Here is a 23817-nt window from a genome sequence, read left to right as displayed (position 1 = left end):
CATTTTATTTTTTCATTTCCAATGGTGCCTCTACCAATTTATCTTTTCCGTAAATGAAATCTTTACGTAAATAATCAGCAGGTACAATCGGTCCATCTAAGTAAATTGCTTCTTTTGGACAAGCTTCTTCACATAAGCCACAAAAAATACAACGCAACATATTGATTTCGTAAGTTGCTGCATATTTTTCTTCGCGGTATAAATCTTTCTCCTCAGGTTTGCGTTCAGCGGCAATCATGGTAATGGCTTCAGCCGGACAAGATAAAGCGCATAAACCGCAGGCGGTACAACGTTCTTTACCATTCTCATCGCGTTTTAGCGAGTGCATCCCCCTAAAGTTGGTAGAGAATTCGCGCTCTACTTCAGGATATCTTATAGTAGCCTCTTTTTTAAATAAGTGACTGATGGTAATGCCCATACCTTTAGCAATTGCTGGCAGGTACATCCGTTCCATAAAGCTCAATGGCTTTTGTTCCAGTACTTTTTTCTTATTACTTAATGATTCCATAATTAAAACTTCTCAATAATCGCAATCACAACACCTGTTATTATAATATTGGCAATAGCCAAAGGTATTAAACCTTTCCAACCTAAATTCATCAATTGATCGTAGCGGAAACGAGGGATTGTCCAACGTACCCACATGAAGAAAAAGATGAAAGCACATATTTTACCAAAGAAAACTGCTGTACCAAAAAGTGGTGCCCAGGTTGGGCCTAGCCACACCGCCATAGAATCCATACCAGGGTAATTGTAACCGCCCCAATATAAAGCTGCCATTACTGCCGATGATACGAACATATTGATGTACTCTGCAAATAGGTAAAAACCTAATTTCATTGAAGAATACTCGGTATGGTACCCACCTATCAATTCAGTTTCACATTCAGGCAAATCGAATGGCGCACGGTTGGTTTCTGCAAATGAACAAACCATAAAGATTAGAAACCCTAGCGGCTGATATAAAACATTCCATCTCCAGCCATGTTGCTGATCAACGATTTCTTTTAAGCTTAAGGTATTCGTCATTAAAAGCAAAGCGATGATCGATAATCCCATTGCAATTTCATAACTGATGTTTTGCGAAGCTGCGCGGATAGCACTTAACAAAGAGTATTTGTTGTTTGAGGCCCATCCACCAATCATTACACCATAAACACCTAAAGAAACGACTCCGAAAATGTATAAAACACCAACATTGATATCTGAAACCTGTAAAGGAATAGTTTTGCCCGCAATTAAAACAGGGCTACCCCATGGAATAACTGCAGTACCAATACAGGCACAAAGCAAAGCCAAACCAGGGCCAGCGATAAATAAAAATCTGTTTGATGATGTAGGAATAATTTCCTCTTTCATAAACATTTTAACACCATCGGCCAATGGTTGTAAAATACCAAAAGGGCCAGCTCTATCCGGACCTAAACGATCTTGTAAATATGCAGCAACCTTACGTTCTGCATAAGTAGAATACATGGCAATAACTAAACTGATGCCGAAAATTACAGCTACCAGGATAAATTTTTCTATAACAAAAGCGCTATCCATTAGTATTTAACTGTTTTATGTAATTCAATTTCATTTGCAGCTTGTAATGCCTCATTTGGCTGAATAACATGCAAAGGTTTTAATGTTTCGTAGTGGTTAGATGCAATTACCGAAGTATCATCAATGTGCGTTGGGTGTTCAATTACCCAATCAGCAGTTGCTTTTTTATCGAAGCGACAAGTGTTGCAAATAAATTCTTCTACTTCTCCAAACTGATCTTTACGAGCCGTAACACGTAAAACATCTGCTCCTTTATACCAAAGGGTTACTTTACCGTTGCATTTTTCGTGATCGCAATCGCGGTGTGCATCAACTGGTTTGGTAAACCAAACACGGTTTTTAAAACGGAAAGTTTTATCAGTTAAAGCACCTACAGGGCAAACATCGATTACGTTTCCTGAGAAATCGTTATCAACAGCCTGGGTGATGTAAGTAGAAATTTCGGAATGATCACCACGGTTTAAGATACCATGAACACGTTTATTTGTAATCTGATCAGCGGTAAAAACACAACGGTAGCACAAAATACAGCGGTTCATGTGCAACTGGATCTTATCACCTATATCAATACGCTCAAAGGTACGACGCTCAAACTCATAACGTGTTTTTTGCAAACCGTGCTCATAACCTAAGTTCTGAAGATCACATTCCCCTGCCTGATCGCAAACAGGGCAATCTAAAGGGTGGTTAATCAATAAAATCTCTACAACACCTGCACGTGCTTCCAAAACTTCTGGTGAAGTAATGTTAAGCACTTCCATCCCATCCATTACGGTTGTGCGGCAAGAAGCCACCAACTTAGGCATTGGGCGAGGATCTTTCTCCGAACCTTTAGTCACTTTTACAATACAGGTACGGCATTTACCGCCACTGCCTTGTAATTTAGAATAATAGCACATTGCTGGCGGAACAATATCCCCTCCGATCTGTCTTGCAGCATTCAGAATGGTTGTTCCGTTATCAACCTCTACTGTTATTCCATCTATCGTAACCTTAACTTTTTCACTCATGGTTAATGATATTCTTTTTATTTTTTCTACTTCTACCGTCATTGCGAGGTACGAAGCAATCTTTTTTTCTAACGTCTTGGTTTATGCCTCCATGAACCAATTGTATTATTTTTGCTTTCGTTTCGTGGGGACACGAATCGAGGCGCCTTTCAAGTTGTTTTTCTAATGTCGCAAAATGCGACCTTAAGATTTTATTTCTCTTCCGTTACCGGAGCTTTTTCAATCGGTGTTGCATAATTTGCAATACCGTAGTTCTGGCTCTGGCTTTTAACAGGCTCTTTAATGTGCCATTCAAATTCATCCCTGAAGTGACGGATGGCACTGGCTACCGGCCAGGCTGCTGCATCACCCAACGGGCAGATTGTATTCCCTTCGATTTTACGCTGAATATCCCACAATAAATCTACATCTTCCATTTTACCATGGCCGTGTTCGATTTTGTGCAGCACTTTTTCCATCCATCCGGTACCCTCGCGACAAGGTGAACACTGTCCACAGCTTTCGTGGTGATAAAAACGGGCAAAATTCCAGGTATTACGAACAATACACTGATCTTCATCAAAAGCGATAAAACCGCCTGACCCCATCATGGTTCCTGTAGCAAATCCACCCTCAGATAAAGATTCGTAACTCATTAAACGAGGTTCGCCGTTAGCATATTTTAAAGTTAAATTAGCAGGCAAAATAGGCACAGATGATCCACCTGCAACCGTTGCTTTTAAACGTTTACCATTCGCAATACCGCCACAATACTCGTCAGAATAGATAAATTCTTCTACCGGTAAACCCAATTCGATTTCGTAAACGCCTGGTTTTACCAGATTACCTGATGCGGATATTAATTTTGTACCTGTACTTCTACCAATACCAATTTTTGCATATTCATCGCCACCATCGTTGATAATCGGCACCACTGCAGCGATCGATTCAACATTGTTAACCACTGTAGGGCAACCATACAAACCTGCAATTGCCGGAAATGGTGGTTTAATACGGGGATTACCTCTTTTACCTTCAAGGGATTCTAACAAAGCAGTTTCCTCACCGCAAATGTAAGCGCCGCCGCCTGGCTGAACATACAATTCTAAATCGTAACCTGTTCCTAAAATGTTTTTACCCAACCATCCGGCTGCTTTAGCTTCAGCAATTGCTTTTTCTAAAATGCGGATCTGAGGCATCATCTCGCCACGTACATAGATGTAAGAAACCTTAGCACCTAATGCGAAACTCGATACAATCATTCCCTCAATTAATGCATGGGGTATATAAGTCATCAAATAACGGTCTTTAAAAGTCCCTGGTTCTGATTCATCAGCGTTACACACCAAATATCGTGCAACACCTTCTGGTTTAGCCAAAAAACTCCATTTCATCCCTGTTGGGAAACCCGCACCTCCGCGACCGCGTAAGCCCGATTTCTTAACTTCTTCAACAATCTCTTCGGGTGTTAAAGTTTTAAGGGCTTTTTCCACAGCACGGTACCCGCCTTTTTGGCGATAGACTTCAAGGGTATTGATGCCTGGTACGTTTATATGCTCAAGTAACAGTTTTCGAGACATTTTAATTAGTCTAGAGTCAGTAGTCTGCAGTCCATAGTCATGAGTCAAAACGACTCTAGACTTAAGGCTTTCGACTTAGGACTTATTTTTCAAATCTTCAATCAATTTATCTACACTTGCTTCGGTAAGGTTTTCGTAGAAAGTATATTCAGGGCTAATCTGTAACACCGGACCGAAACCACACGCAGCTAAACATTCAACTCCTCTAAAGCTGAATAAACCATCGGCAGTAACTTCACCTTCTTTAACACCTAACTTGTTTTCCAAGTGGCTTAATATTTTTTCGGCACCAACCAGGCAACAAGGACCAGTACGGCAAACCTCTAAAGCATACTTACCTTGTGGTTTTAAAAAGTACATGGTATAAAATGTTGCCACTTCATAAACTTCAATGGGCTGAATATTTAAATATTCGGCAACCTTATCCATCGCTGGTGTACTCACCCAAAGGTATTCGGCCTGTACCAAATGCAATAATGGCAACAAAGCTGATTTGTGCTTACCTTCAGGATAACGACTTTTTACATCATCAAATTTGGCCAGCAATTCTGATGAAAACACTACAGGTGTTTGTTCTTCTACTTTAAGCATCTAATTCTCCTGCAATAATATTCATACTACTCATGTTGATAATGGCATCAGACAATAACATGCCCTCGCTCATTGGTGCAAACATCTGGTAGTTTATAAAACTTGGTCTGCGGAAGTGTAAACGGTACGGCGTACGGCCCCCATCGTTAATCAGATAGAATCCTAATTCGCCATTTCCGCCTTCTACAGCGTGATAAACTTCTGCTTTTGGTGCATCAATTTCACCCATCACAATTTTGAAGTGATAAATCAATGCTTCCATATTGTTGTAAACTTCTTGTTTCGGAGGAAGGTAAAATTCAGGGACATCGGCATGGAAAATACCTTTTGGCTCTGTTTTTAATTTCACAAGCGCCTGTTCGATAATGCGGACACTTTGCCACATCTCTTCATTACGCACTAAATATCTATCGTAAATATCGCCGCTTGTACCTACAGGAACTTCAAAGTCGAAATCCTGATAGGAAGAATATGGATCGCTTACACGCACATCGTAATCTACACCGGTAGCACGCAAAAGCGGTCCAGTCCAGCTGTATTCTAAAGCAGTTTCTTTACTAACCTCTGCAACACCGGCCGTTCTATCAATAAAAATACGGTTACGTGTTAACAGATTTTCGAACTCTTTTAATGCTTTAGGGAATTCTTTTAAAAACTTATCGATTTTAGCAAAGGCGATATCATTGAAATCTCTTTCAAAACCGCCAATACGGCCAATATTTGTGGTTAAACGTGCTCCACAAACCTCTTCGAAGATTTCGTAAATGTGCTCACGGAACTGAAAAAGATATAAGAAAGTGGTGGTTGCGCCGGTATCCTGACCAATAATCGTGTTACAGATAATGTGATCGGCAATACGCGAAAGCTCCATAATGATTACCCGAAGATAATCTACACGTTTAGGCATCTGAATATTTAACAGCTTCTCAACCGTCATGTGCCAACCCATATTATTAATAGGCGACGAGCAGTAGTTTAAACGGTCGGTAAGTGGTGTAATCTGATAAAATGGGCGATGCTCGGCAATCTTTTCGAAAGCACGGTGGATATACCCAATGGTAGAAACGCCGCTTACAATACGTTCGCCATCTAATTGCAAAACGTTTTGAAAAACGCCGTGTGTTGCAGGGTGTGTTGGGCCTAAGTTTAGGGTTACCAGCTCACTTTGCGGGTCGTTATCTGTAAATACCGGATGGTTATGATTCATAGTTTACCTTCCAAAAAATTCGTCTTTTTTATCTACTCTGTTCGGATCTTCCAATGGATATTGTTTCAACATCGGGTGAACACCTAAATCGTCCATATTTAAAATACGGCGTAAATCAGGGTGACCTTCAAATTTAACCCCAAAAAAATCATAAGTTTCACGTTCCATCCAGTTGGCACCTTTCCAAACGGTTGTTGCTGTAGGAATAGTTGGATTTTGTTCTGAAATGAAAACCTTAATCCTAATCCTAACTTTCTCTACCATGTTGTGCAAATGGTAAACCACTGCAATACCATGATCTTTACCAGGATAATGAACCGCTGTAATATCGGTTAAGAAGTTAAAACTTAAATCGTTTTTAAGGAACGATAATACATTGATGATAACATCTTTGGTGGTAACAAAAGTTAATAAGCCATATGGCTCAGAAACTCCGGTTACCTTTTCGCCAAACTTATCGCTAAGTTTTGCCAGAATATTATTATTTAGTGTCGTTTCTTCCATTATTTAATGCCGTATTGACCTAAAAGTTCTTTGTAATAATCAGAATTTCTTCTTCTACCCGATTCGCTTTTCACTAAATCCTGAATACGCTGAAAACCATCTAAAATGGCTTCAGGTCTTGGCGGACAACCCGGAACGTAAACATCCACCGGAATAACCTCGTCAATACCTTGCAATACGGAATAAGTATCGAAAATACCACCACTACTTGCGCAGGCACCAACAGCCATTACCCAACGTGGCTCTGCCATTTGGATATAAACCTGTTTTAATACCGGAGCCATCTTTTTAGCGATAGTTCCCATAACCATTAAAACATCAGCCTGACGGGGAGAAAAGCTTAAGCGTTCGGCACCGAAACGACCAAGATCGTAGTGAGAACCCATGGTTGCCATAAACTCGATTCCACAACAAGAAGTTGCAAAAGGTAAAGGCCATAATGAATTTGAGCGGGCCAAACCAATCACTTTATCAAGAGAAGTGGCAAAAAAGCCAGATCCTTCTATTCCTGGAGGCGCATCAACTATATTAATTTCACTCATGTTTATAAACAAAAAATGCTCATCCCTTTGCAGAATGAGCAACAAATTTACAATATTTTAAAGGCAAACAAACTAGCTTTACTCGATTTAGAACCTTTCTAAATAACCAAAACAGCGCTAAGTTAGTGTAAGTGATACACATTTCAGTTTGCAGTTGCTATTTTTCAGTTTACAGTTTATAAACCAGGAACTATTAACTGACAATTGTGAATTGATAACTGCGAACTGACTAGTTCCAGTCTAAAACTTTTTTCTTGATTACGTAGATGAAACCTAGCAGTAAGGTACCCATGAAAATGAACATTTCGATCATTCCATCCATCCGTAATGTACGGAAATTAACTGCCCAGGGATACATAAAAATAACCTCTACATCGAACAGTACAAATAAGATGGCTACTACGAAATATTTGATAGAGAAAGGCTGACGTGCATTACCTACTGATTTAATACCAGCCTCAAAAGTTTCTAACTTATCGCTTGTTTTACGTTTTGGACCTAAAAAGTGGGTAGCAACCAATGTGGTTACCACAAAACCTAAAGCAACAATTACTTGAAATATAATTGGTAAAAAATCTATAGCCGAACTCTGCGCTTGCATATTATTTATTTTATGTTGCAAAAGTAAAAGAAAAAGGCAGAGTAACCAAACTCTGCCTTTTCTAAATTATTTAACTTTTTAATTATTTACCTTTAGCTTTTGGTTTTGCAGCAGGTGCAGGTGATTGTAACTCTTTTAATCTAGCCGCAGCGTAAGTGTCTGCAGGATCTAATGCCAGACTTTTGCTGAAAGCATCAATAGCCTTAGCTTTATCCTTATCTGAATACCAAGCGCCAATGTTATTATAAGATTCTGATAAGTTAGTCTTATTTGCAGCTACTTCTTCAGGTTTTACCAAACTCACATATTTCTCAAAGTATGGTATTCCGGTTCCTTTTGGATTAGCTTTGTCATCTACCAAATTTGCAATTCTTCCTCTTACAAAGTATCCTAATGCAAATTCAGGAGAAACTTTAGCTAAATGGCTTAAAGCAGAATCTGCCTCAACTAATGCAGCAGTATTAAGCGGTTTTTTCTCTTTCTGAGCAATGTAAGCTTCGTAGAATCTGGTTTGACCTAAATAGTAGTAATTAGTAAGCGATCCTTTTCCATTAGGATTATATTTAATAGCCATTTGGAAAAGTTCAGCAGATTTAGCGTATTTCTTTGCTTTCATTAAAGCTAAACCAGCTTCCGCCAAAGCGTCGGCATTGTTTGAATCGATTTTAGCAGCTTCAATAATATTCTTAACGGCTAAACTATCTTGACCAGCTTGCAATTGTGATTTTCCTAAATAAAGATAATCGTTTCCTAAAATTCTAGATTTATCCTTTTCTTTGGCGAAAAACTCAGTCATGCTTGTTAAAGCTGCTGGATAATTCTTATTCTCATAAGCAGCCCAGCCTTTAAGTCTAGCTACTGTGTTTGCCTTTGGATTATTTGCTGGAACCTGCAAAGAAGTGGCCACTTGCTCTAAGGTTTTGAAATCTTTTGCATAGAATAAAAATTGAGCATAACGCAATTGAGATTCCAAAGATTTATCCGTTAAATCCATGTATTTTTTATAATTCTCAATCGCTTTTGCTGCTTTTTCTTTATCTGTACCAAAGCTGCTCCACTGTAAATACAGCTCACCCAACTCGCGGTAAGCAGGGCCGTAGTTTGCATCAGCAGCAATTACATCTTGTAACTCTTTTTCACCTTCAGGAAAAGCCCTAGATTCTTTGTACATTTTACCAATCTGCGTTTTGGCTCTTCTGTTGTTAGGATCAACATCACCAACACGCATGTATGGGCCTAATGCTTCAGAATTTTTCTTCTGTAAAGCGTAGGCATCGCCTTGTGCCAAGAAAACTTCAGCATCTTTATCTTTAGCATCTAATTCATCAGCTTTGGTAATGTTAGCTAAAGCATTAGTAAAATCAGGTTTAGATACATCATCACTTGGTTTATCCTGTGCTAAATAGGCTTTACCGATATACAAATAAGTTTTGTAATCTTTCGGTGCTAAAGCTACTGCCTTATCGAAATTAGTTTTAGCAGAACTTGGGTTATTAGATAACATGTCTGCTTCGCCTAAACCAATTAAGTTTAAGTTGTTTTTTGGATCAGCGGTAACACCTTTGGTAAATACAGCTCTGGCCGAGTCGATATAACCGGTTTTTAAGTAAACCAAACCAAGATTGTAATAGTTATTACCATCTGATGCTTTTGAACTCACCAACGATTTAAGCATTGATGATGCTTTCTGATACTGCTCCGCGTCGATGGCTTTTTTCGCGTCATTTAAATCTTGAGCAAAAACTGCAGAACCCATCAACACCAAACCTACATTTAAGGTTATTGCTTTCTTTAAAATTTTCATCGGATATTCTGTTTTTTTATTTAATAAAAATGAAGTGTCTCTTTAGATTTACTTCGTGGTTCAATTTATAATTTTAATTTAATTTCCTTTTGTCAGGTTAATTTGTCTTGGCATTAATTTATGCGGGCCAAGTCCAGATTTAAGTACAATCAATTGTCCCCGCTGACTTCTTAACCATGTTGCAAATCCTGTGCCTAAACCATCTCTTCCTTCACAATCTATAATATTTATATTTCTTAGGAAAGGATAAACACCATTGATTAAGTTATCTTGAGTTGGTTTATAGAACTGATCGTCTCCTACCTTGCCTTTTACATTCTTTACGCCCAGCACTTTTATCTGAGAAAGGTATTCGCTCATCTCTGTATCCTTGTCGGTGATCCAATTCACGCCCAAAATACCAATAAAATCTTTATCTTCTGCAATAAGTTTAATTACTTCTTTGCTAGAATTTTTAGAGTAAACACCTGTAGCTGGAAATTGGCTGATATGGGCCAACTCTTTAAAATATTGAAAGGTACTTGAATAAGCGTTATCAAAGACCAATTTTTTATCTGATTTCTTTCCCTGTAATATATCAATCACCTCTTTAACGTTAATTGTACTATCGATATTGCCCTGATTGGTAATTAAGGCAATACCATCAATGGCAAAACGCGAAGAGTTGATTTTAATATTACGCTGGTTATAATACTTTTCTTCTGCTTTGGTTAATAACCTTGGCAAAACAATTACCCTTACACTATCATTAAGAAAGGCAGGCAATAATTTTTCTTCAGGTTTTACTGTTGTCTGAAATTTTGCTTCCGGATAATCCAAACTAAAAATATCAATCTGATCTTGAACAATCGGTCCAACACTTTCATCAACCAATATTTTTAAGGTACCGCTTGTTCTGGTTTCTTTAACTGCATTGGCTTTGTTTTTACGTTTGCAGGATACAAGTAAAGCTAGCACACAAAATATTAAAAGGAAATTTTTCATTGAAATGATTAATCGCGCCTTCCAAGGCTTAAAAGTCTTACAAATGCATAAATAATTAAGAAGATACCGATTGCGATGCGGCCCCATTGTGGAATAGTGCTTAAGCGCAGGGCAATTGGTTCATAAAATATAAATGCAAAGCCCAATACCACATAGAAAACGAACATGACAAGGCCTAAAATGAGCAAAAACCGCTGTTTAGGCGATTTTTGCTTAAAAATATCAAAATTTAACATCTACTATTAGTTCAATGTAAAGTTAACGTTGATGTTGTATTTTACCCTTACCGGCTTACCATTTTGGATACCTGGGTTCCAACGTGGACTAGCTTTCAATACACGGATGGCTTCTTCATCAGTTCCGCTACCCAAACCACGGGTAACTGTGATATCAGTTAATTTACCATCTTTTTCAACAACGAAAGATAAAAATACTTTACCTTGAACGTTGTTTTCTTGTGCCATTGGCGGGTACTTTATTGCTTTACTTAAGTATCCATAAAACTTAGAGATACCTCCTGGGAATTCTGGTTGTTTCTCGATACTAACAAAGTCGTAAACTTTATTATCATCAACTGCAACAGCAGCTTCTCTTTTTGGTCCTTCACCTACTGGTTCAGCGATAACAATATCAGCTGTTGGATCACCTTTAATATCTCTCTGCCCTGGATCAGCTTCCTTCAACTTTTCAACCGTAGGTGGTTCATCACGAACCTCAATATCTGGTTTTACAATTGGAGGTGGCATTTTCACCTGGTCAACTTTTGGTGGAGGTGGCTCTACCGGTGGTGGTGGCGGTGTTTTGGGATCTACTGGTGGTGGTGGCGCTAAAATTACTTCTTGTGCTTTTAATTGCTCATCTTCTTGATCCATTGAGCCTTGAATCAGGCTATAGATTTTAGGAGAGAAAAATAACACAATGAATATAATAGAGCCGATAATTAATGCTTTTGAGGTGTTGGCACCATTGCTTTTACGCAATTGATACGCACCGTAGGTTTTGTTTTTATCTGCAAAAACCACTTCAAGCCATTCTTTTCTGAATATATCTAACTTCGACATAACTATTGGTTTTACTGATTATAAAATTCCTTTTTCTTTCATGAACTGCTTCTCATTGTCAAGGATGTTATCATCATCGATCTGACGAACCTTAACTTTAAGAATTTCCAACTCATCCATCATATCTACAAAGTTTTGGAATGTAGAACCTGATGTTGGTTTTACCAGTACAACAAAGTCTCCGGCAACGCCTGAGGCATCAGCTGCTTTTCTATTTTTAACAATAGCATCTTCGATTTGTGAACCAGATTCTATAGTTGGTGCGCTTTCGCCAGCTACGCCCATGTACCATGCTACTTTATTGTTTTTACCCAACAAAATAGTCATTGTTTTACTTGCTTTCAGCTCCAATCTGTTCTCAGGTAACTTTTCGTTTTTATCTGGCTTTGCAATATCCATCGCTTGTGGCGTAGAGATTACTGTTGTTAAGATAAAGAATGTTACCAAAAGAAACATTAGATCCACCATCGGAGTCATATCAACCCTTGGGGTGGCTTTCTTCCCGCCTGTGTTTAATTCTGCCATTTCTTATTTCTTTTTAGCTTCAGAGTTGGTAACCAATAAAAACTTGTTTACACTTTGTTTCTGAAGTACATCAATAATCTTTTTAACTACCGGATATTCTTCTTTCGCATCACCTTTAATACTGATACGCATATCCTGATTATTAATCTCTTTAGTTGCTTTACGGGCATTTAATACCCATGAATTTAACTGATTATCAGTCGAATCTGAAGGTATACCAGGCTGTACCCCTGGTTTCATACGGTCAGCCCCATTCAAGGCAATAAGAGATTTTAAACTCTGGATCGGAACGCCGAAACTTCCTATCGCTGAAAAGCGTTGTATTTCTACTGGAGTGAACGATATTTTGTACTGTTCGCCCATTAGCTCTAATGTTTTCGCTCTTACTTTGACCCCTGCTACTTCGAAGAAAACTTTCCCCTGCCCAATGGTTAATATCGCATTGTTTTCTACCGGTACCTTAAACTCATATGTAGATGAAGGTGTAGAAACGGCTAGTGGTTCTGGTTGCCTTGCTGTAGCAGTTAAGATGAAGAAAGTAAGTAACAATGATGCCACATCACACATGGCGGTCATATCTGTTACTGTACTTGTTCTTTTAACTTTAATTCTAGGCATAATATTTTTTACTAGTTTTAATAATGATGATCTTTTTTCCGGTTTTCCATAAAGCCGGTAAAAATTTTTTCAAAATTCTTATTTATGCGAACTAGCGTATGTTTGAACGATGCTGAAACCAGCCTCATCGATAGCGTAAGTTAACTTGTCGATTTTAGAAGTTAATACGTTATACATGATAATTGCCACAGTAGAAACCAAGATACCTGTTGCAGTGTTGATCAATGCCTCAGAGATACCTACCGCTAATGCTGACTGATCTGGTGCTCCAGAGTTTGCTAAACCGGCGAATGCACGGATCATACCTGTTACTGTACCCAATAAACCTACTAATGTACCAATTGATACCAAAGTTGCAATTACCGTTAAGTTTTGCTCTAACATTGGCATTTCTAAAGCTGTAGCTTCTTCAACCTCTTTTTGGATTGCAACGATTGATTGCTCAACATCCATATTGGTATCTGCTTCAACTTCACTGTATTTTTTCAAGCCAGATTTAATTACGTTAGCAACTGAACCTTCTTGTTTATCACACTCAGCTTTTGCAGCTTCGATGTTACCTGCGCTTAATAAACCTTGTACTTTGCGAATGAAAGTGTCTAAGCTAGATTTTCCACTTGCTTTACCAATAACGATGAAACGTTCGATAGAGAATACAATTACTACTAATAGTAATCCAACTAAGATCGCTACGATAGGACCTCCTTTGTAAGCTGTTCCAAGATAGTTACCAGGTAATGGTAATTTCTCTCTGTCACCATCGATAAAGTTACTTCCTTCTCCGAATACGAATCTCCAAACACAGAATCCAATGATAATACAAATTGGAATAACGAATGTTGCAAATACATTTGAAGCACTAGAAGAGCTCTCTTTTTTAACAGTTGTTGGTTTTGGTGCGTTTGCCATTTTTTTTGAAATTTTAGTTTTAGTTCTTGTTTTTAATTTTTAGCTGTTTTTTTCTTTTGTACTACACTCAACGTTTCATATCCGAAATTGTTGCGAAAAACAAATTTATAAATTGATTTTAAATTACAAATTAATAAATCAATAAGCAATTAAATCGTTACTTAGAATTTAGTTTCGGTAAATCACCAAGGGTGTATAACAAAAAAATTGCCCCAGCCGAGGCAATTCTTTCACAATAAAAACTAAAAAAAAATCGAATTGCAAATTTTTCGCTCAAAAAATGCATTTTAAAGTGCATTTAACATAATTTTAACGCTTCGTGTCTGCTTTTTGGTACTTTTGTCAGTTCGAACTGCTTGAAATTCTCTGTAAAGGCATCCGACAATTCGTATGCTTTCAAAAAGTATTCTTCCTGATTGCTCCATGTTTTAGAGGGATCTAAAATTTCGTTCGGTACCCCAGGACAACTTAGTGGCATCATCAATTTAAATACATGGTGTTGCTTATATTTATTATGATCTAAATCTCCATTTAACGCCGCCGTAATCATCGCCCTGGTATAACTTAATTTCATCCTTTTACCTACACCGTAAGCTCCACCGCTCCAACCCGTATTTACTAACCATACATTTACCTGGTGTTTTTCCATCTTCTCGCCCAATAATGCGGCATATCTAGATGGATGCAATGGCAAGAAGGCTTTACCAAAGCAAGCTGAAAACGTTAACTGAGGCTCTGTTACCCCTGTTTCTGTTCCTGCAACCTTGGCTGTATATCCGCTCATAAAGTGGAACATGGCCTGTTCTACATTTAATTTTGAAATTGGAGGCAATACGCCAAACGCATCTGCAGTTAAGAAAAAGATATTTTTTGGAACGGCTGCTATTGATGGTAAAATGGCATTGTCAATATAATCTATAGGATAAGCCACACGGGTATTTTCCGTTTTACAGATATTGCTATAATCAACCTCCTTCGTACCTGGAAAAAAATTAATATTCTCCAGCAATGAGCCAAATTTAATTGCCTTAAAGATCTGAGGCTCCTTCTCTTCGGTTAAATCTACGCATTTTGCATAACAACCGCCTTCGAAGTTAAATACAGAATCTTTGCCCCAGCCATGTTCATCATCACCTATCAATCCCCTTTCCGGATCGGCAGACAAGGTGGTTTTTCCTGTTCCTGACAAGCCAAAGAATATAGCGGTATCGCCATTTTTACCCACATTGGCTGAGCAATGCATAGATAACGTATTCTTATATACTGGCAGAATAAAGTTTAAAACTGAAAAAATTCCCTTTTTTATTTCACCGGTATAACCAGTTCCCCCGATCAAAATCATTTTCCTGGTAAAATTGATGATGGAGAAATTTTCCTGTCTGGTTCCATCAATAGCCGGATCGGCCAGGAAGCCTGGTGCAGCAATGATGGTCCACTCTGGCGTTATACCCAAACGATCTTCTTCCGGGCGGATAAACAAATGATGAGCAAAAAGATTCTGATAAGCAGTTTCTGTAATTACCCTGATCGAGATCGAATAATCCGGATTGGCACAGGCCGAAGAATCGCGCACATAGATTTTCTTATCTTCAAGGTAATTCGTTAGCTTATAAAACAACTGATCGAATTTCTCCGGAGAAATTTTAATGTTTACATCTCCCCACCAAACCTGATCTTCGGTTACTTCGTCGCATACTATAAAGCGGTCTTTAGGAGAACGCCCGGTAAACTTTCCGGTATCAACCGCAAGCGCTCCTGAATCGGCTAGCGTACCTTCTTTATTTAATAAGGCATCATCAATTAATTCCTTTGGAGATAATTGGTACTTTACAGCAATGTTTCCACCTAGATTTAAATAGCTTAAATCTGGCGTTTGCAGTTTCTTTTTGCTCATAACAATAAGTTAGTTAGTACAGCAAAGGTAAATACTTATCTTCCACAAAAACTAGTTTTTAAGCGTAATTTTTTACATATTGTAGCAAATACACTATTATGTAAACATTTTATTTACAGATATTTACATTCGTTTTTACAAGGTAAAAAAAATTAAAAAATTACACTAAGTATAAAAATGAAACCAGCGTTTATACTGTCCATATACTTTCCCTAAATTTTTGTGAGATAGGGTTTTAGCCGTTTAATTTCTACTTTGGCATATCGTTTCTTGAGTGATATAATAATAACTCCTGCAGCCCCTCTTAAGCCATACACTGCTGTTGCCCCCGCATCCTTTAAAACCTGAACATTTTCTATGTAATCGGGATTAAGGATGCCATGTTTTGCCTGTATGCTATCTAAAGTATAGGTTGTCTTCTTATAGTGTATTAACCAGAGCGGTGAGGTTGGCACAATTGGCCCTCGACATACCCATCGTATATTATTAACATGCTGTGAAAATGCCTGACCACAAAAAATGGTTAAAAGTGTGAGAAGCAAAAGCGTTCTTAAATTCGACATGGCTTTTGATGACAGGATTCATGAATGACCAGGAATCCATAAGGTGTTGAGGGAAATAAAATTAAATAGTAATAACCACCCCGCCCTGTGGGCACCCCTTCAAAGGAGGGGAATGATTTACACTGGAAAGGTAACTAACTTAAATAGTAGTATAAGCCCGCGTTAACTAAACCTGATAAAAGCGGAAGCTCCCGATTCCTCAATCGATCAAAAAGCATTACCATCGGGACTATAGCGGTTAGCAGGGCTGCCATAACCGAAGAATTACCAGAGCACCTTTTCTAAAGATTTTTAAAACTACTTATTAACCATCTCGTCTTGCTGGCATCCCTCAAGGGGGAACGATTCGGTTTCGGGTTCAGAAAATGCAGCTATTTCATCTACTTAAACGTTTTAATAGAAATTTCGAAATAAAAATCAAAAAACATTTGCATTTTAAAAAAATAATCTCCTACTTTACGGTGTACAAAGTACACAAAGAAAAGATGAATTTTAACACTTCGATTATTACAACAATTATTATTACCACCGGTATAAACCAGCGGGGCTAATTTGTTGTAAATTGAAAAAACATAAAACACAGAGAGCGTCCCGATGAAAATCGGGACGCTTTTTTTTTAACCCATGCTGAATGAACCTGTACGGCAACCATGAATTATCCGCACAGCATCAAACAGTTAAAACCAATATAGACTAATGAAAGTACTCAAATTCGGCGGCACATCCGTAGGTTCGGCCGAGAACATTAAAACCCTCTTACGCCTGGTTGGCGAAGAAAAACAGAAGAATAGCCCGGTAGTTGTATTATCGGCAATGAGTGGCGTAACCAATTTACTTACCGATATGGCCGAAATGGCCGAGCGTGGTGAAGATTACGACACCCATTTAAAAGAAATCGAAGCAAAACATTTTGCTGTAATCCGCTCGCTTTTACCTGCGGCGGCGCAGAATCCTGTGTTTACACGCTTAAAGATCTTTTTTAACGAATTGGAAGATCTGTTACAGGCGGTAGCCAATCTACGCGAACTGAGCTTGCAGACCAAAGATCAGATTTTAAGCTATGGCGAACGCTGTTCTACTTTTATGATCAGCCATATTGCTTCTCAAAATTTTGGCGATTCACTTTATGTTAATGGGTCTGACCTGATTAAAACCGACAGTAATTTTGGGCAGGCGAAGGTAGATACCGAACTGACTGAGATGCTAATCAAGAATTTTTACCAGGAAAACAAAGGTAAAGTACTTTTTGTTACTGGTTTTATAGCGAGCAATGCAGCAGGAAGAGTAACAACTTTAGGCCGTGGTGGCTCTGATTATACCGCAGCGGTATGGGGTGCAGCGTTAAATGCCGAAGAAATAGAAATATGGACCGATGTAAATGGTATGATGACCGCCGACCCACGCATGGTAAAAAAGGCATTCTCTTTACCCGAACTGAGTTATACCGAAGCCATGGAGCTGAGTTATTTCGGCGCAAAAGTGATCTATCCACCAACAATGATCCCTGCTTTTATGAAAAAGATTCCGATTGTGATCAAAAACACTTTCGAACCAGATTTTGCAGGAACTTATATTAAAAGCGATGTTAAAGCATCAAGTTTACCCATAAAAGGAATTTCTTCTATCGATCATATCAGCATTATAAACCTAACAGGTAGTGGTATGGTGGGTAAGGCAGGTTTTAGCGGAAGATTATTCTCATTGCTTTCGCGCGAACAGATCAATGTAGTATTGATTACCCAGTCTTCATCAGAACATAGCATTACTTTCGCCGTTAAACCAACAGATGCTTCGCAGGCCATTTCTTTAATCAAAAAAGAGTTTGAACTGGAGTTAGACGCTAAAAAACTAGAGCTGCCAGAAGTTGAAAATAACCTTTCAGTTTTGGCCATTGTTGGCGAAAACATGAAACACACACCAGGTATGAGCGGCCGTTTGTTCAGCGCTTTAGGCCGAAACGGTATCAACGTAAGAGCTATCGCTCAGGGTTCTTCAGAATATAACATCTCGGTAATCATCAGCAAAGATGATTTATCGAAAGCTGTAAATGCAGTGCACGATGCTTTTTTTACCGACCTGAAAAGAACATTAAATGTTTTCTGTTTAGGTACTGGAAATATCGGCAAAACCTTATTTAACCAATTGAAAGAGCAGATGCCTTTCTTGGCAGCCAATAACGATCTGCAGGTTAAGATAACAGGCATCAGCAATACACGAAAAATGATTTTCAGCGCTGACGGCCTTTCGTTAGAAAACTGGGAAGCGGAATTGAATACAAATGGTGAACAGGCCGATTTAGCGGGTTTTGTTGCCCAAATGAAAGCGCTAAACTTACCAAACTGTGTTTTTGTAGATAACACCGCCGCAGAATCGCCAATAGAATTTTATCAAGGCATATTCGAAAGCAGCATTTCGGTAGTAACCTGTAATAAAAAAGGAAACTCGGCAGATTATGCCCAGTATAAATCATTTAAAGATACTGCCCGTAAGTATGGTGTTGATTTCTATTATGAAACCAATGTTGGTGCAGGCCTGCCAATTATCCGTACGCTACGCGAGCTGATGATGAGTGGTGATAAAGTAGCCCGGATTGAAGCGATTTTATCAGGAACGATTTCTTACATCTTCAATAATTTTAAAGGTGACGCCGGTTTTTATGAAACAGTAAAGGAAGCCCAGGAACTTGGTTATACCGAGCCAGATCCACGGGATGATTTAAATGGAAAAGATTTTATGCGTAAAATGCTGATCCTTGCCCGTGATGCCGGTTATCCGTTAGAAGCCAGTGATGTGAAAATCGACAACATTTTGCCAGAAGCCTGCTTAAATGCTACATCGGTTGAAGATTTCTATTCTGAATTACAGGCCAATGCGGCTTACTTCGAAAATTTAAAGAATACCGCAGCCAAAGATGGAAAAGTTTTGCGTTACATCGGTAAACTTGAAAATGGAAATGTAGAAATCAGCCTGCAAATGGTTGATGACAGTCATCCTTTTTATATGTTATCGGGAAGTGATAATATTATCTCTTTTACTACGGATCGTTACAAAACCCGTCCACTGGTGGTAAAAGGTCCAGGTGCGGGTGCTGAGGTTACCGCTGCAGGAGTTTTTGCAGATATCATTAACGTGGGTACTTTAAATAAATAGTTAAGGCAATTAATAATGAAAAATAGTATAAAAGTTTTCGCTCCGGCAACCGTTGCAAACGTAGTTTGTGGTTTCGATGTACTGGGTTTCGCTGTAAACGAACCTGGCGATGAAGTTGAGATGCGTTTGACCGATACACCCGGTGTGGTGATCAAAAGAATTACTGGTGATGATGGCCGTTTGCCTTTAGATGCAGCGAAGAACACCGTAAGTGCCAGTGTTCAGCATTATTTAAAGCACATAAATCGTTTGGATATCGGTGTAGAAATTGAACTGCACAAGAAAATGCCTATTGGTAGTGGATTGGGCTCAAGCTCGGCCAGTACAGTAGCTGGTTTGTTTGCCATTAACAAATTAATGGGCGACTTATTAACCACTAAAGAGCTGGTTCCCTTTGCCATGAAAGGTGAAGAACTTGCCTGTGGTTATGGCCATGCCGATAACGTTGCCCCTGCATTATTGGGTGGTTTTGTACTGGTGAGAAGTTACGATCCGCTTGATGTGATTTCTTTACCTACGCCAGCTGGCATGTATGCGGCAATTGTTTACCCAGAAGTAGATGTACCGACCAAAGATGCACGCCAAATGATCCGCAGTAAAGTAGCATTAAAAGACGCGGTTACCCAGTGGGGAAATGTTGCAGGCCTGGTGAGTGGATTGTTTATGAATGATTTTGATTTAATCGGAAGGAGCATGAAAGACGTTCTGGTAGAACCAACACGTTCGATTTTGATTCCTGGTTTTGAAGAAATGAGAAAACTGGCGATGGAAAATGGGGCAATCGGTTTCGGAATTTCAGGTTCGGGCCCATCTGTTTTTGCACTAACTCAAGATGAAGAAACAGCCAGAAAAATAACCAAATCGCAACAGCAACATTTACATAAAATAAATATTAACAGCAAAGCTTTTGTATCTCCGGTTAATGCGGAAGGGCCAAAAGTACTTTAAGTAAGGCTGGAAGGTAGAGGGTTTAAAGGTGGAGGGCTAAGCATCCAAAACCTTCTAACCTTCAACCTTTCAACCCTCCAACCTCATTAAAAATGAAACTATACTCAACCAACAATAAAGATTTACGTGTTTCTTTCAAAGAAGCCGTTTTTAACAGCATGCCTCAGGATAAAGGCTTATATATGCCTGTTGAAATCCCACAGCTTGATCCCGAATTCATACAGAATATCCAAGAATATGCTTTGCCTGAAATTGCTTACAAAGTGGCATCAACTTTATTAAGAGATGAGATCCCTGCCGAGGATCTAAAGGCTTTAATTGATGATGCCATTAATTTTGAGGCTCCCGCCGTTAAACTTGATGACAAAACCTTTGTGCTCGAATTGTTCCATGGTCCATCTTTGGCCTTTAAAGATTTCGGTGCCCGTTTTATGAGCCGTGTGATGGCTTATTTCTTAAAAGACGGCGAACAACTTTTAGATGTTCTGGTTGCTACTTCTGGCGATACCGGTGGCGCAGTGGCTTTGGGTTTCTTGGGTGTGCCGAATACGAGAGTAACTATTCTTTACCCTGAGGGAAAAGTGAGCCCGATACAAGAACTGCAATTAACCACCAACGGCGAAAACATCAGAGCTATTGAGGTTAAAGGTACTTTCGATGACTGCCAGACTTTAGTGAAACAGGCTTTTGCAGATGATGAACTGAATGCTAAATTCAGGTTAACTTCGGCCAATTCGATTAACATCTCGAGATTAATTCCGCAAACATTTTATTATTTCAATACTTACGCCCAACTGAAAAAGCAAGGTTTTAAAGATGTGGTGTTTTCTGTACCAAGCGGAAATTTCGGGAATATTGGCGCAGGTTTACTGGCCTATAAATTAGGGTTACCTGTTAAACAATTTATAGCAGCTACCAATGTTAACGATACCGTTCCACGCTTTTTAGAAAGTGGCGTATATGAAACGAAACCATCTACACAAACCTACTCGAACGCCATGGATGTAGGAGCCCCAAGCAATTGGGTACGTATTATGGACCTGTTTAATCAAGATGTAAAGGCAATTAAAAACGTAGTTACTTCTTACCGTTTTACTGATGATGAAACATTAGAGGGCATCAAAGAAATTGACAACAAATTAAATTATGTGGCCTGTCCGCATACTGCGATTGCCTATTTAGCAGTTGAAAAATACAAGAACGAAAATCCTACAGACGAAAGTGCCGCAGTTTTCTTATCTACCGCACACGCCTGTAAGTTCCCTGATATTTTCCCTGCAGATATTGCGGCTAAAATCGAAATCCCTGAGCAGGTAAAAGCTTTAGAAAGCAAACCAAAATATGCTGATCAGTTGGGGGTGGATTTTGAAGGGTTCAAAAGCTATTTGCTTAAAGGGTAGAATTGATCGTCATTTCGAGCGGAGTGCAGCGAAGCCGAGAACCACGTAGTGCTCAGCGAAGCTAAATCTAACGAGATAGATCTCTCCATTCCGCTGCGCTTCAGTCGAGATGACGACTCCTTTCTATTACTTAGTGTTTTGAGATTTTAATGTTTTCAGCTCGCGCTGTAGTGCTTCAATCTGTTGTTGTTGCTCTTTTATACTCGCTACCAAAAGTGGGACTAAACTTTCGTAGTCTACTTTGGTAATAGTGGCATTTTTAAAGGCGTTTTTGCCTGATGCATAACTTTTTGCCTGTACAGAAACTATTTCAGGAAAAGCGGCTTTAGCATCAGCTCCTACAAAACCATATTGTGGTTTGGCAGATAATTTCAGTTTTTCGGCCCAGGCTTTATCATAACTAAAACTTACAGGTTGCAGCTTAGTAACCTGATTTAAGGCATTTTCTACTGGTTTAACATTGTTCTGTACAACTTCTTGTGCACTGATTTTTAAAGAGGCAGCGATTAACAGCACTGCAAATGAAATTGCTCGTTTCATATCTATTATTTGTAATTTTTAAAATAGTGAATTGGTTCCGCTTTTTGCGAAACGGAGTTTAAACATAAAAGGATATGCTTATACGGAAGGCGGCGGTGTTAAAACCTCTGGAAAGTAAGCCAGCTGGAAAGAATGATCAGGAATGAGCACCTTTTTTGAAGTTTGAAGTGGAAAATATAACGCTCCATGAAACACGATCTGCTGCACCGCATATTCGGTTTCTACTTTCTTTTCTTCCTTCTCTGTTGCGTCATCATTTGTAGATAAAACTTCAACATTATCAGCAGAATAGCTTAAATACGAAACCGCATGGCTTACTTTTAAGAAAAAAGCTATCGCAATGCAGGCAATAAGTACGTATTTAAGGCCATCCAATTTCATTGATACAAAGATAAACGCTATAACATTAAAACAATAATTTTAAGGTTAAAGTTCTGTAAGAATTTCGAGCATCGCTGTTGTAGCCAGCTCAACATCAGCGGCTGAGGTTCGCCAGTTTACAAAAGCAGCACGTATTCCTTTCTTCCCGTTATAAAATGTGGGGGTCATAAAAACTTTCCCGCCCGCGTTTAACTTATTCAGGAATGTTGCAACTAAACTTTCATCTCTCAACGAAAAACAAACAGTATTTAAACGTACTGGTGCCAAGAGCTCGAAATTTTGATTTTCATTAATGAAGTCGGCAAACTGTAAAGCCACTTCAACATTACTTTCCACAATTTCCTGGTAACCTTGTTTTCCATAGCTTGTTAAGGTAAACCAGGCGGGCAAGGCCTTTAAACGACGGGAATTTTCGGGCAAAAAATTTAAATAACTGAAATTTTCCATCGGATTGCCTAAATAAGCCGCATTAGAATTCTGAAAAGTTTCTACCTGCAACAATTGGTGTTTTTCTTTCACCAAAAACACCGCGCTTTCGTAAGGTACATTGAGCCATTTGTGGCAATCAACCGTGATGCTATCGGCGTTTTCCCAACCCTTAACTAAATGATTATATTTTGGCGAACAAGCGGCAAAGCCTCCAAAAGCGGCATCGATATGCCACCAGAAATTATATTTTTCTTTTAAGACATTAATGGCTTCAAAATCATCAAAATCAACCGTATTTACTGTTCCGGCGCTGGAAATCAGAATGAAAGGTTCGCCATTTAAGGCTTGTATTTTCAGCTCAAGGTCTGCAACATCCAATGCTTCGCGATTACCCTGCATTACGTTTACCTGAATAAAATTGCCACTTCCCAAGCCTAACATCGATAAGGATTTTATGGCTGATGAGTGTGGTGTAGCCGACAGTACTTTTACAGTACCTGATATACCTCCTCTGGCGAAATCTTTACCAGATTGTTTGCCAATCCATTGCCTGGCAACAGCTAAACAAGTAAAATTAGATAAGGTTGCTCCAGTTACAAAACCACCAAAGAAATCTTTAGGCAGGTTAAACAACGAAAGTAATAACTGGATAGTTTCGAGTTCGATGATAGCAGAAACATCGCCGATACCTTTTGCGCTTTGCGTGTTCTGATCATAGATGGTCGACAGCCAATCGCCGGCAATGGCGGCAGGTGTGGTGCCACCAGTTACAAAGCCCCAGTATCTTGGACCAGATGAAGCCACCATGATCGGTTCAAAACGTTGATTAAATTGTTTTAAGGCTTCAACAGTCCCCGTACCTTCCTGGTTTAAATCACGAATGATTACTACATCGGTAGTGTTAGCGGTTGGCCGTTCATGAACATGGTTTAAATAATCTATTCCCTGTTGTTTAACTTCTGTTAGTATGGCATCAAGGTTTTGCTGGTCGGTATTTAGATTATTCATGATGATAATGTTTATGGAATAAAGAAAAATACATCATTGCG

Annotated in this window: 24 protein-coding genes; 3 read left to right on the top strand and 21 right to left on the bottom strand. The window is 38.9% G+C overall.

Annotation, left to right across the window (positions count from 1 at the left end; genetic code table 11):
* Nucleotides 1–4: 4 nt before the first annotated feature.
* The 18 genes from AC1RJ8_RS03690 to AC1RJ8_RS03605 form a co-directional block, all read right to left on the bottom strand.
* Complete coding sequence (locus tag AC1RJ8_RS03690) at nt 5–508, bottom strand: NuoI/complex I 23 kDa subunit family protein (RefSeq protein WP_025146332.1); 504 nt, start codon at nt 506–508, stop codon at nt 5–7.
* Nucleotides 509–510: 2 nt separating this feature from the next.
* Nucleotides 511–1548 (bottom strand): NADH-quinone oxidoreductase subunit NuoH, encoded by a 1038-nt coding sequence (nuoH, locus tag AC1RJ8_RS03685; protein WP_057931421.1) that lies wholly within the window; start codon nt 1546–1548, stop codon nt 511–513.
* Nucleotides 1548–2558 (bottom strand): NADH-quinone oxidoreductase subunit G, encoded by a 1011-nt coding sequence (locus AC1RJ8_RS03680; RefSeq protein ID WP_029274750.1) that lies wholly within the window; start codon nt 2556–2558, stop codon nt 1548–1550. The genes nuoH and AC1RJ8_RS03680 overlap by 1 nt, the downstream gene beginning before the upstream one ends.
* 191 nt (nt 2559–2749) lie before the next feature.
* Entirely contained in the window at nt 2750–4117 is a 1368-nt protein-coding gene (nuoF, locus tag AC1RJ8_RS03675) for an NADH-quinone oxidoreductase subunit NuoF (RefSeq protein WP_057931423.1), read from the bottom strand.
* A gap of 75 nt (nt 4118–4192) precedes the next feature.
* Nucleotides 4193–4708: an NADH-quinone oxidoreductase subunit NuoE family protein gene (locus tag AC1RJ8_RS03670; protein ID WP_057931424.1), complete on the bottom strand. Its 516-nt coding sequence runs from the start codon at nt 4706–4708 to the stop codon at nt 4193–4195.
* Complete coding sequence (locus tag AC1RJ8_RS03665) at nt 4701–5915, bottom strand: NADH-quinone oxidoreductase subunit D (RefSeq protein WP_492952570.1); 1215 nt, start codon at nt 5913–5915, stop codon at nt 4701–4703. Before AC1RJ8_RS03665 ends, AC1RJ8_RS03670 begins: the two co-directional genes overlap by 8 nt.
* A 3-nt stretch (nt 5916–5918) precedes the next feature.
* Complete coding sequence (locus tag AC1RJ8_RS03660; protein ID WP_492952569.1) at nt 5919–6419, bottom strand: NADH-quinone oxidoreductase subunit C; 501 nt, start codon at nt 6417–6419, stop codon at nt 5919–5921.
* Nucleotides 6419–6961 (bottom strand): NADH-quinone oxidoreductase subunit B, encoded by a 543-nt coding sequence (locus AC1RJ8_RS03655; RefSeq protein WP_057931427.1) that lies wholly within the window; start codon nt 6959–6961, stop codon nt 6419–6421. The genes AC1RJ8_RS03660 and AC1RJ8_RS03655 overlap by 1 nt, the downstream gene beginning before the upstream one ends.
* 229 nt (nt 6962–7190) lie before the next feature.
* Entirely contained in the window at nt 7191–7562 is a 372-nt protein-coding gene (locus AC1RJ8_RS03650) for an NADH-quinone oxidoreductase subunit A (protein WP_029274758.1), read from the bottom strand.
* Between the two features lie 82 nt (nt 7563–7644).
* Nucleotides 7645–9366: a tetratricopeptide repeat protein gene (locus AC1RJ8_RS03645; protein ID WP_492952568.1), complete on the bottom strand. Its 1722-nt coding sequence runs from the start codon at nt 9364–9366 to the stop codon at nt 7645–7647.
* A 78-nt stretch (nt 9367–9444) separates the two neighbouring features.
* Entirely contained in the window at nt 9445–10350 is a 906-nt protein-coding gene (locus tag AC1RJ8_RS03640; RefSeq protein ID WP_492952567.1) for a PstS family phosphate ABC transporter substrate-binding protein, read from the bottom strand.
* Between the two features lie 8 nt (nt 10351–10358).
* Nucleotides 10359–10586, bottom strand: coding sequence for a hypothetical protein (locus AC1RJ8_RS03635; RefSeq protein ID WP_029274767.1), 228 nt, complete (start codon nt 10584–10586; stop codon nt 10359–10361).
* Between the two features lie 6 nt (nt 10587–10592).
* Nucleotides 10593–11411 (bottom strand): energy transducer TonB, encoded by an 819-nt coding sequence (locus AC1RJ8_RS03630; protein WP_492952566.1) that lies wholly within the window; start codon nt 11409–11411, stop codon nt 10593–10595.
* Nucleotides 11412–11429: 18 nt separating this feature from the next.
* Complete coding sequence (locus AC1RJ8_RS03625; RefSeq protein ID WP_406825078.1) at nt 11430–11936, bottom strand: ExbD/TolR family protein; 507 nt, start codon at nt 11934–11936, stop codon at nt 11430–11432.
* A gap of 3 nt (nt 11937–11939) precedes the next feature.
* The gene (locus AC1RJ8_RS03620) at nt 11940–12554 is read right to left on the bottom strand and encodes a biopolymer transporter ExbD (RefSeq protein ID WP_057931432.1); all 615 of its coding nucleotides are present in this window, start codon (nt 12552–12554) and stop codon (nt 11940–11942) included.
* A gap of 78 nt (nt 12555–12632) precedes the next feature.
* Nucleotides 12633–13463, bottom strand: coding sequence for a MotA/TolQ/ExbB proton channel family protein (locus tag AC1RJ8_RS03615; protein ID WP_057931433.1), 831 nt, complete (start codon nt 13461–13463; stop codon nt 12633–12635).
* Between the two features lie 298 nt (nt 13464–13761).
* On the bottom strand, nt 13762–15357 hold the full coding sequence (pckA, locus tag AC1RJ8_RS03610; protein ID WP_492952565.1) for a phosphoenolpyruvate carboxykinase (ATP): 1596 nt from the start codon (nt 15355–15357) through the stop codon (nt 13762–13764).
* A 212-nt stretch (nt 15358–15569) separates the two neighbouring features.
* Entirely contained in the window at nt 15570–15920 is a 351-nt protein-coding gene (locus AC1RJ8_RS03605) for a hypothetical protein (RefSeq protein WP_492952564.1), read from the bottom strand.
* 696 nt (nt 15921–16616) lie between these two features.
* Between AC1RJ8_RS03605 and thrA the strand changes: the two genes are divergently transcribed.
* The 3 genes from thrA to thrC all read left to right on the top strand — a co-directional run bounded on the left by thrA (nt 16617) and on the right by thrC (nt 21418).
* Nucleotides 16617–19070, top strand: coding sequence for a bifunctional aspartate kinase/homoserine dehydrogenase I (gene thrA, locus AC1RJ8_RS03600; protein ID WP_492952563.1), 2454 nt, complete (start codon nt 16617–16619; stop codon nt 19068–19070).
* A gap of 15 nt (nt 19071–19085) precedes the next feature.
* Nucleotides 19086–20018 (top strand): homoserine kinase, encoded by a 933-nt coding sequence (locus AC1RJ8_RS03595; protein WP_492952562.1) that lies wholly within the window; start codon nt 19086–19088, stop codon nt 20016–20018.
* Between the two features lie 92 nt (nt 20019–20110).
* Entirely contained in the window at nt 20111–21418 is a 1308-nt protein-coding gene (gene thrC, locus AC1RJ8_RS03590) for a threonine synthase (protein ID WP_492952561.1), read from the top strand.
* 126 nt (nt 21419–21544) lie between these two features.
* Here the strand turns inward: thrC and AC1RJ8_RS03585 are convergent, their stop codons facing one another.
* From AC1RJ8_RS03585 to AC1RJ8_RS03575, 3 genes are all read right to left on the bottom strand, one after another.
* Nucleotides 21545–21958 (bottom strand): tail fiber domain-containing protein, encoded by a 414-nt coding sequence (locus tag AC1RJ8_RS03585; RefSeq protein WP_492952560.1) that lies wholly within the window; start codon nt 21956–21958, stop codon nt 21545–21547.
* A gap of 78 nt (nt 21959–22036) precedes the next feature.
* The gene (locus AC1RJ8_RS03580) at nt 22037–22339 is read right to left on the bottom strand and encodes a hypothetical protein (protein ID WP_492952559.1); all 303 of its coding nucleotides are present in this window, start codon (nt 22337–22339) and stop codon (nt 22037–22039) included.
* A 45-nt stretch (nt 22340–22384) separates the two neighbouring features.
* Nucleotides 22385–23776, bottom strand: a complete 1392-nt coding sequence (locus AC1RJ8_RS03575) for a pyridoxal phosphate-dependent decarboxylase family protein (protein WP_492952558.1) — start codon at nt 23774–23776, stop codon at nt 22385–22387.
* Nucleotides 23777–23817 lie beyond the last annotated feature (41 nt).

Source organism: Pedobacter sp. GW822-FHT03F06, from assembly GCF_058801365.1.
This window is presented reverse-complemented; position numbering and strand designations above follow the sequence as displayed.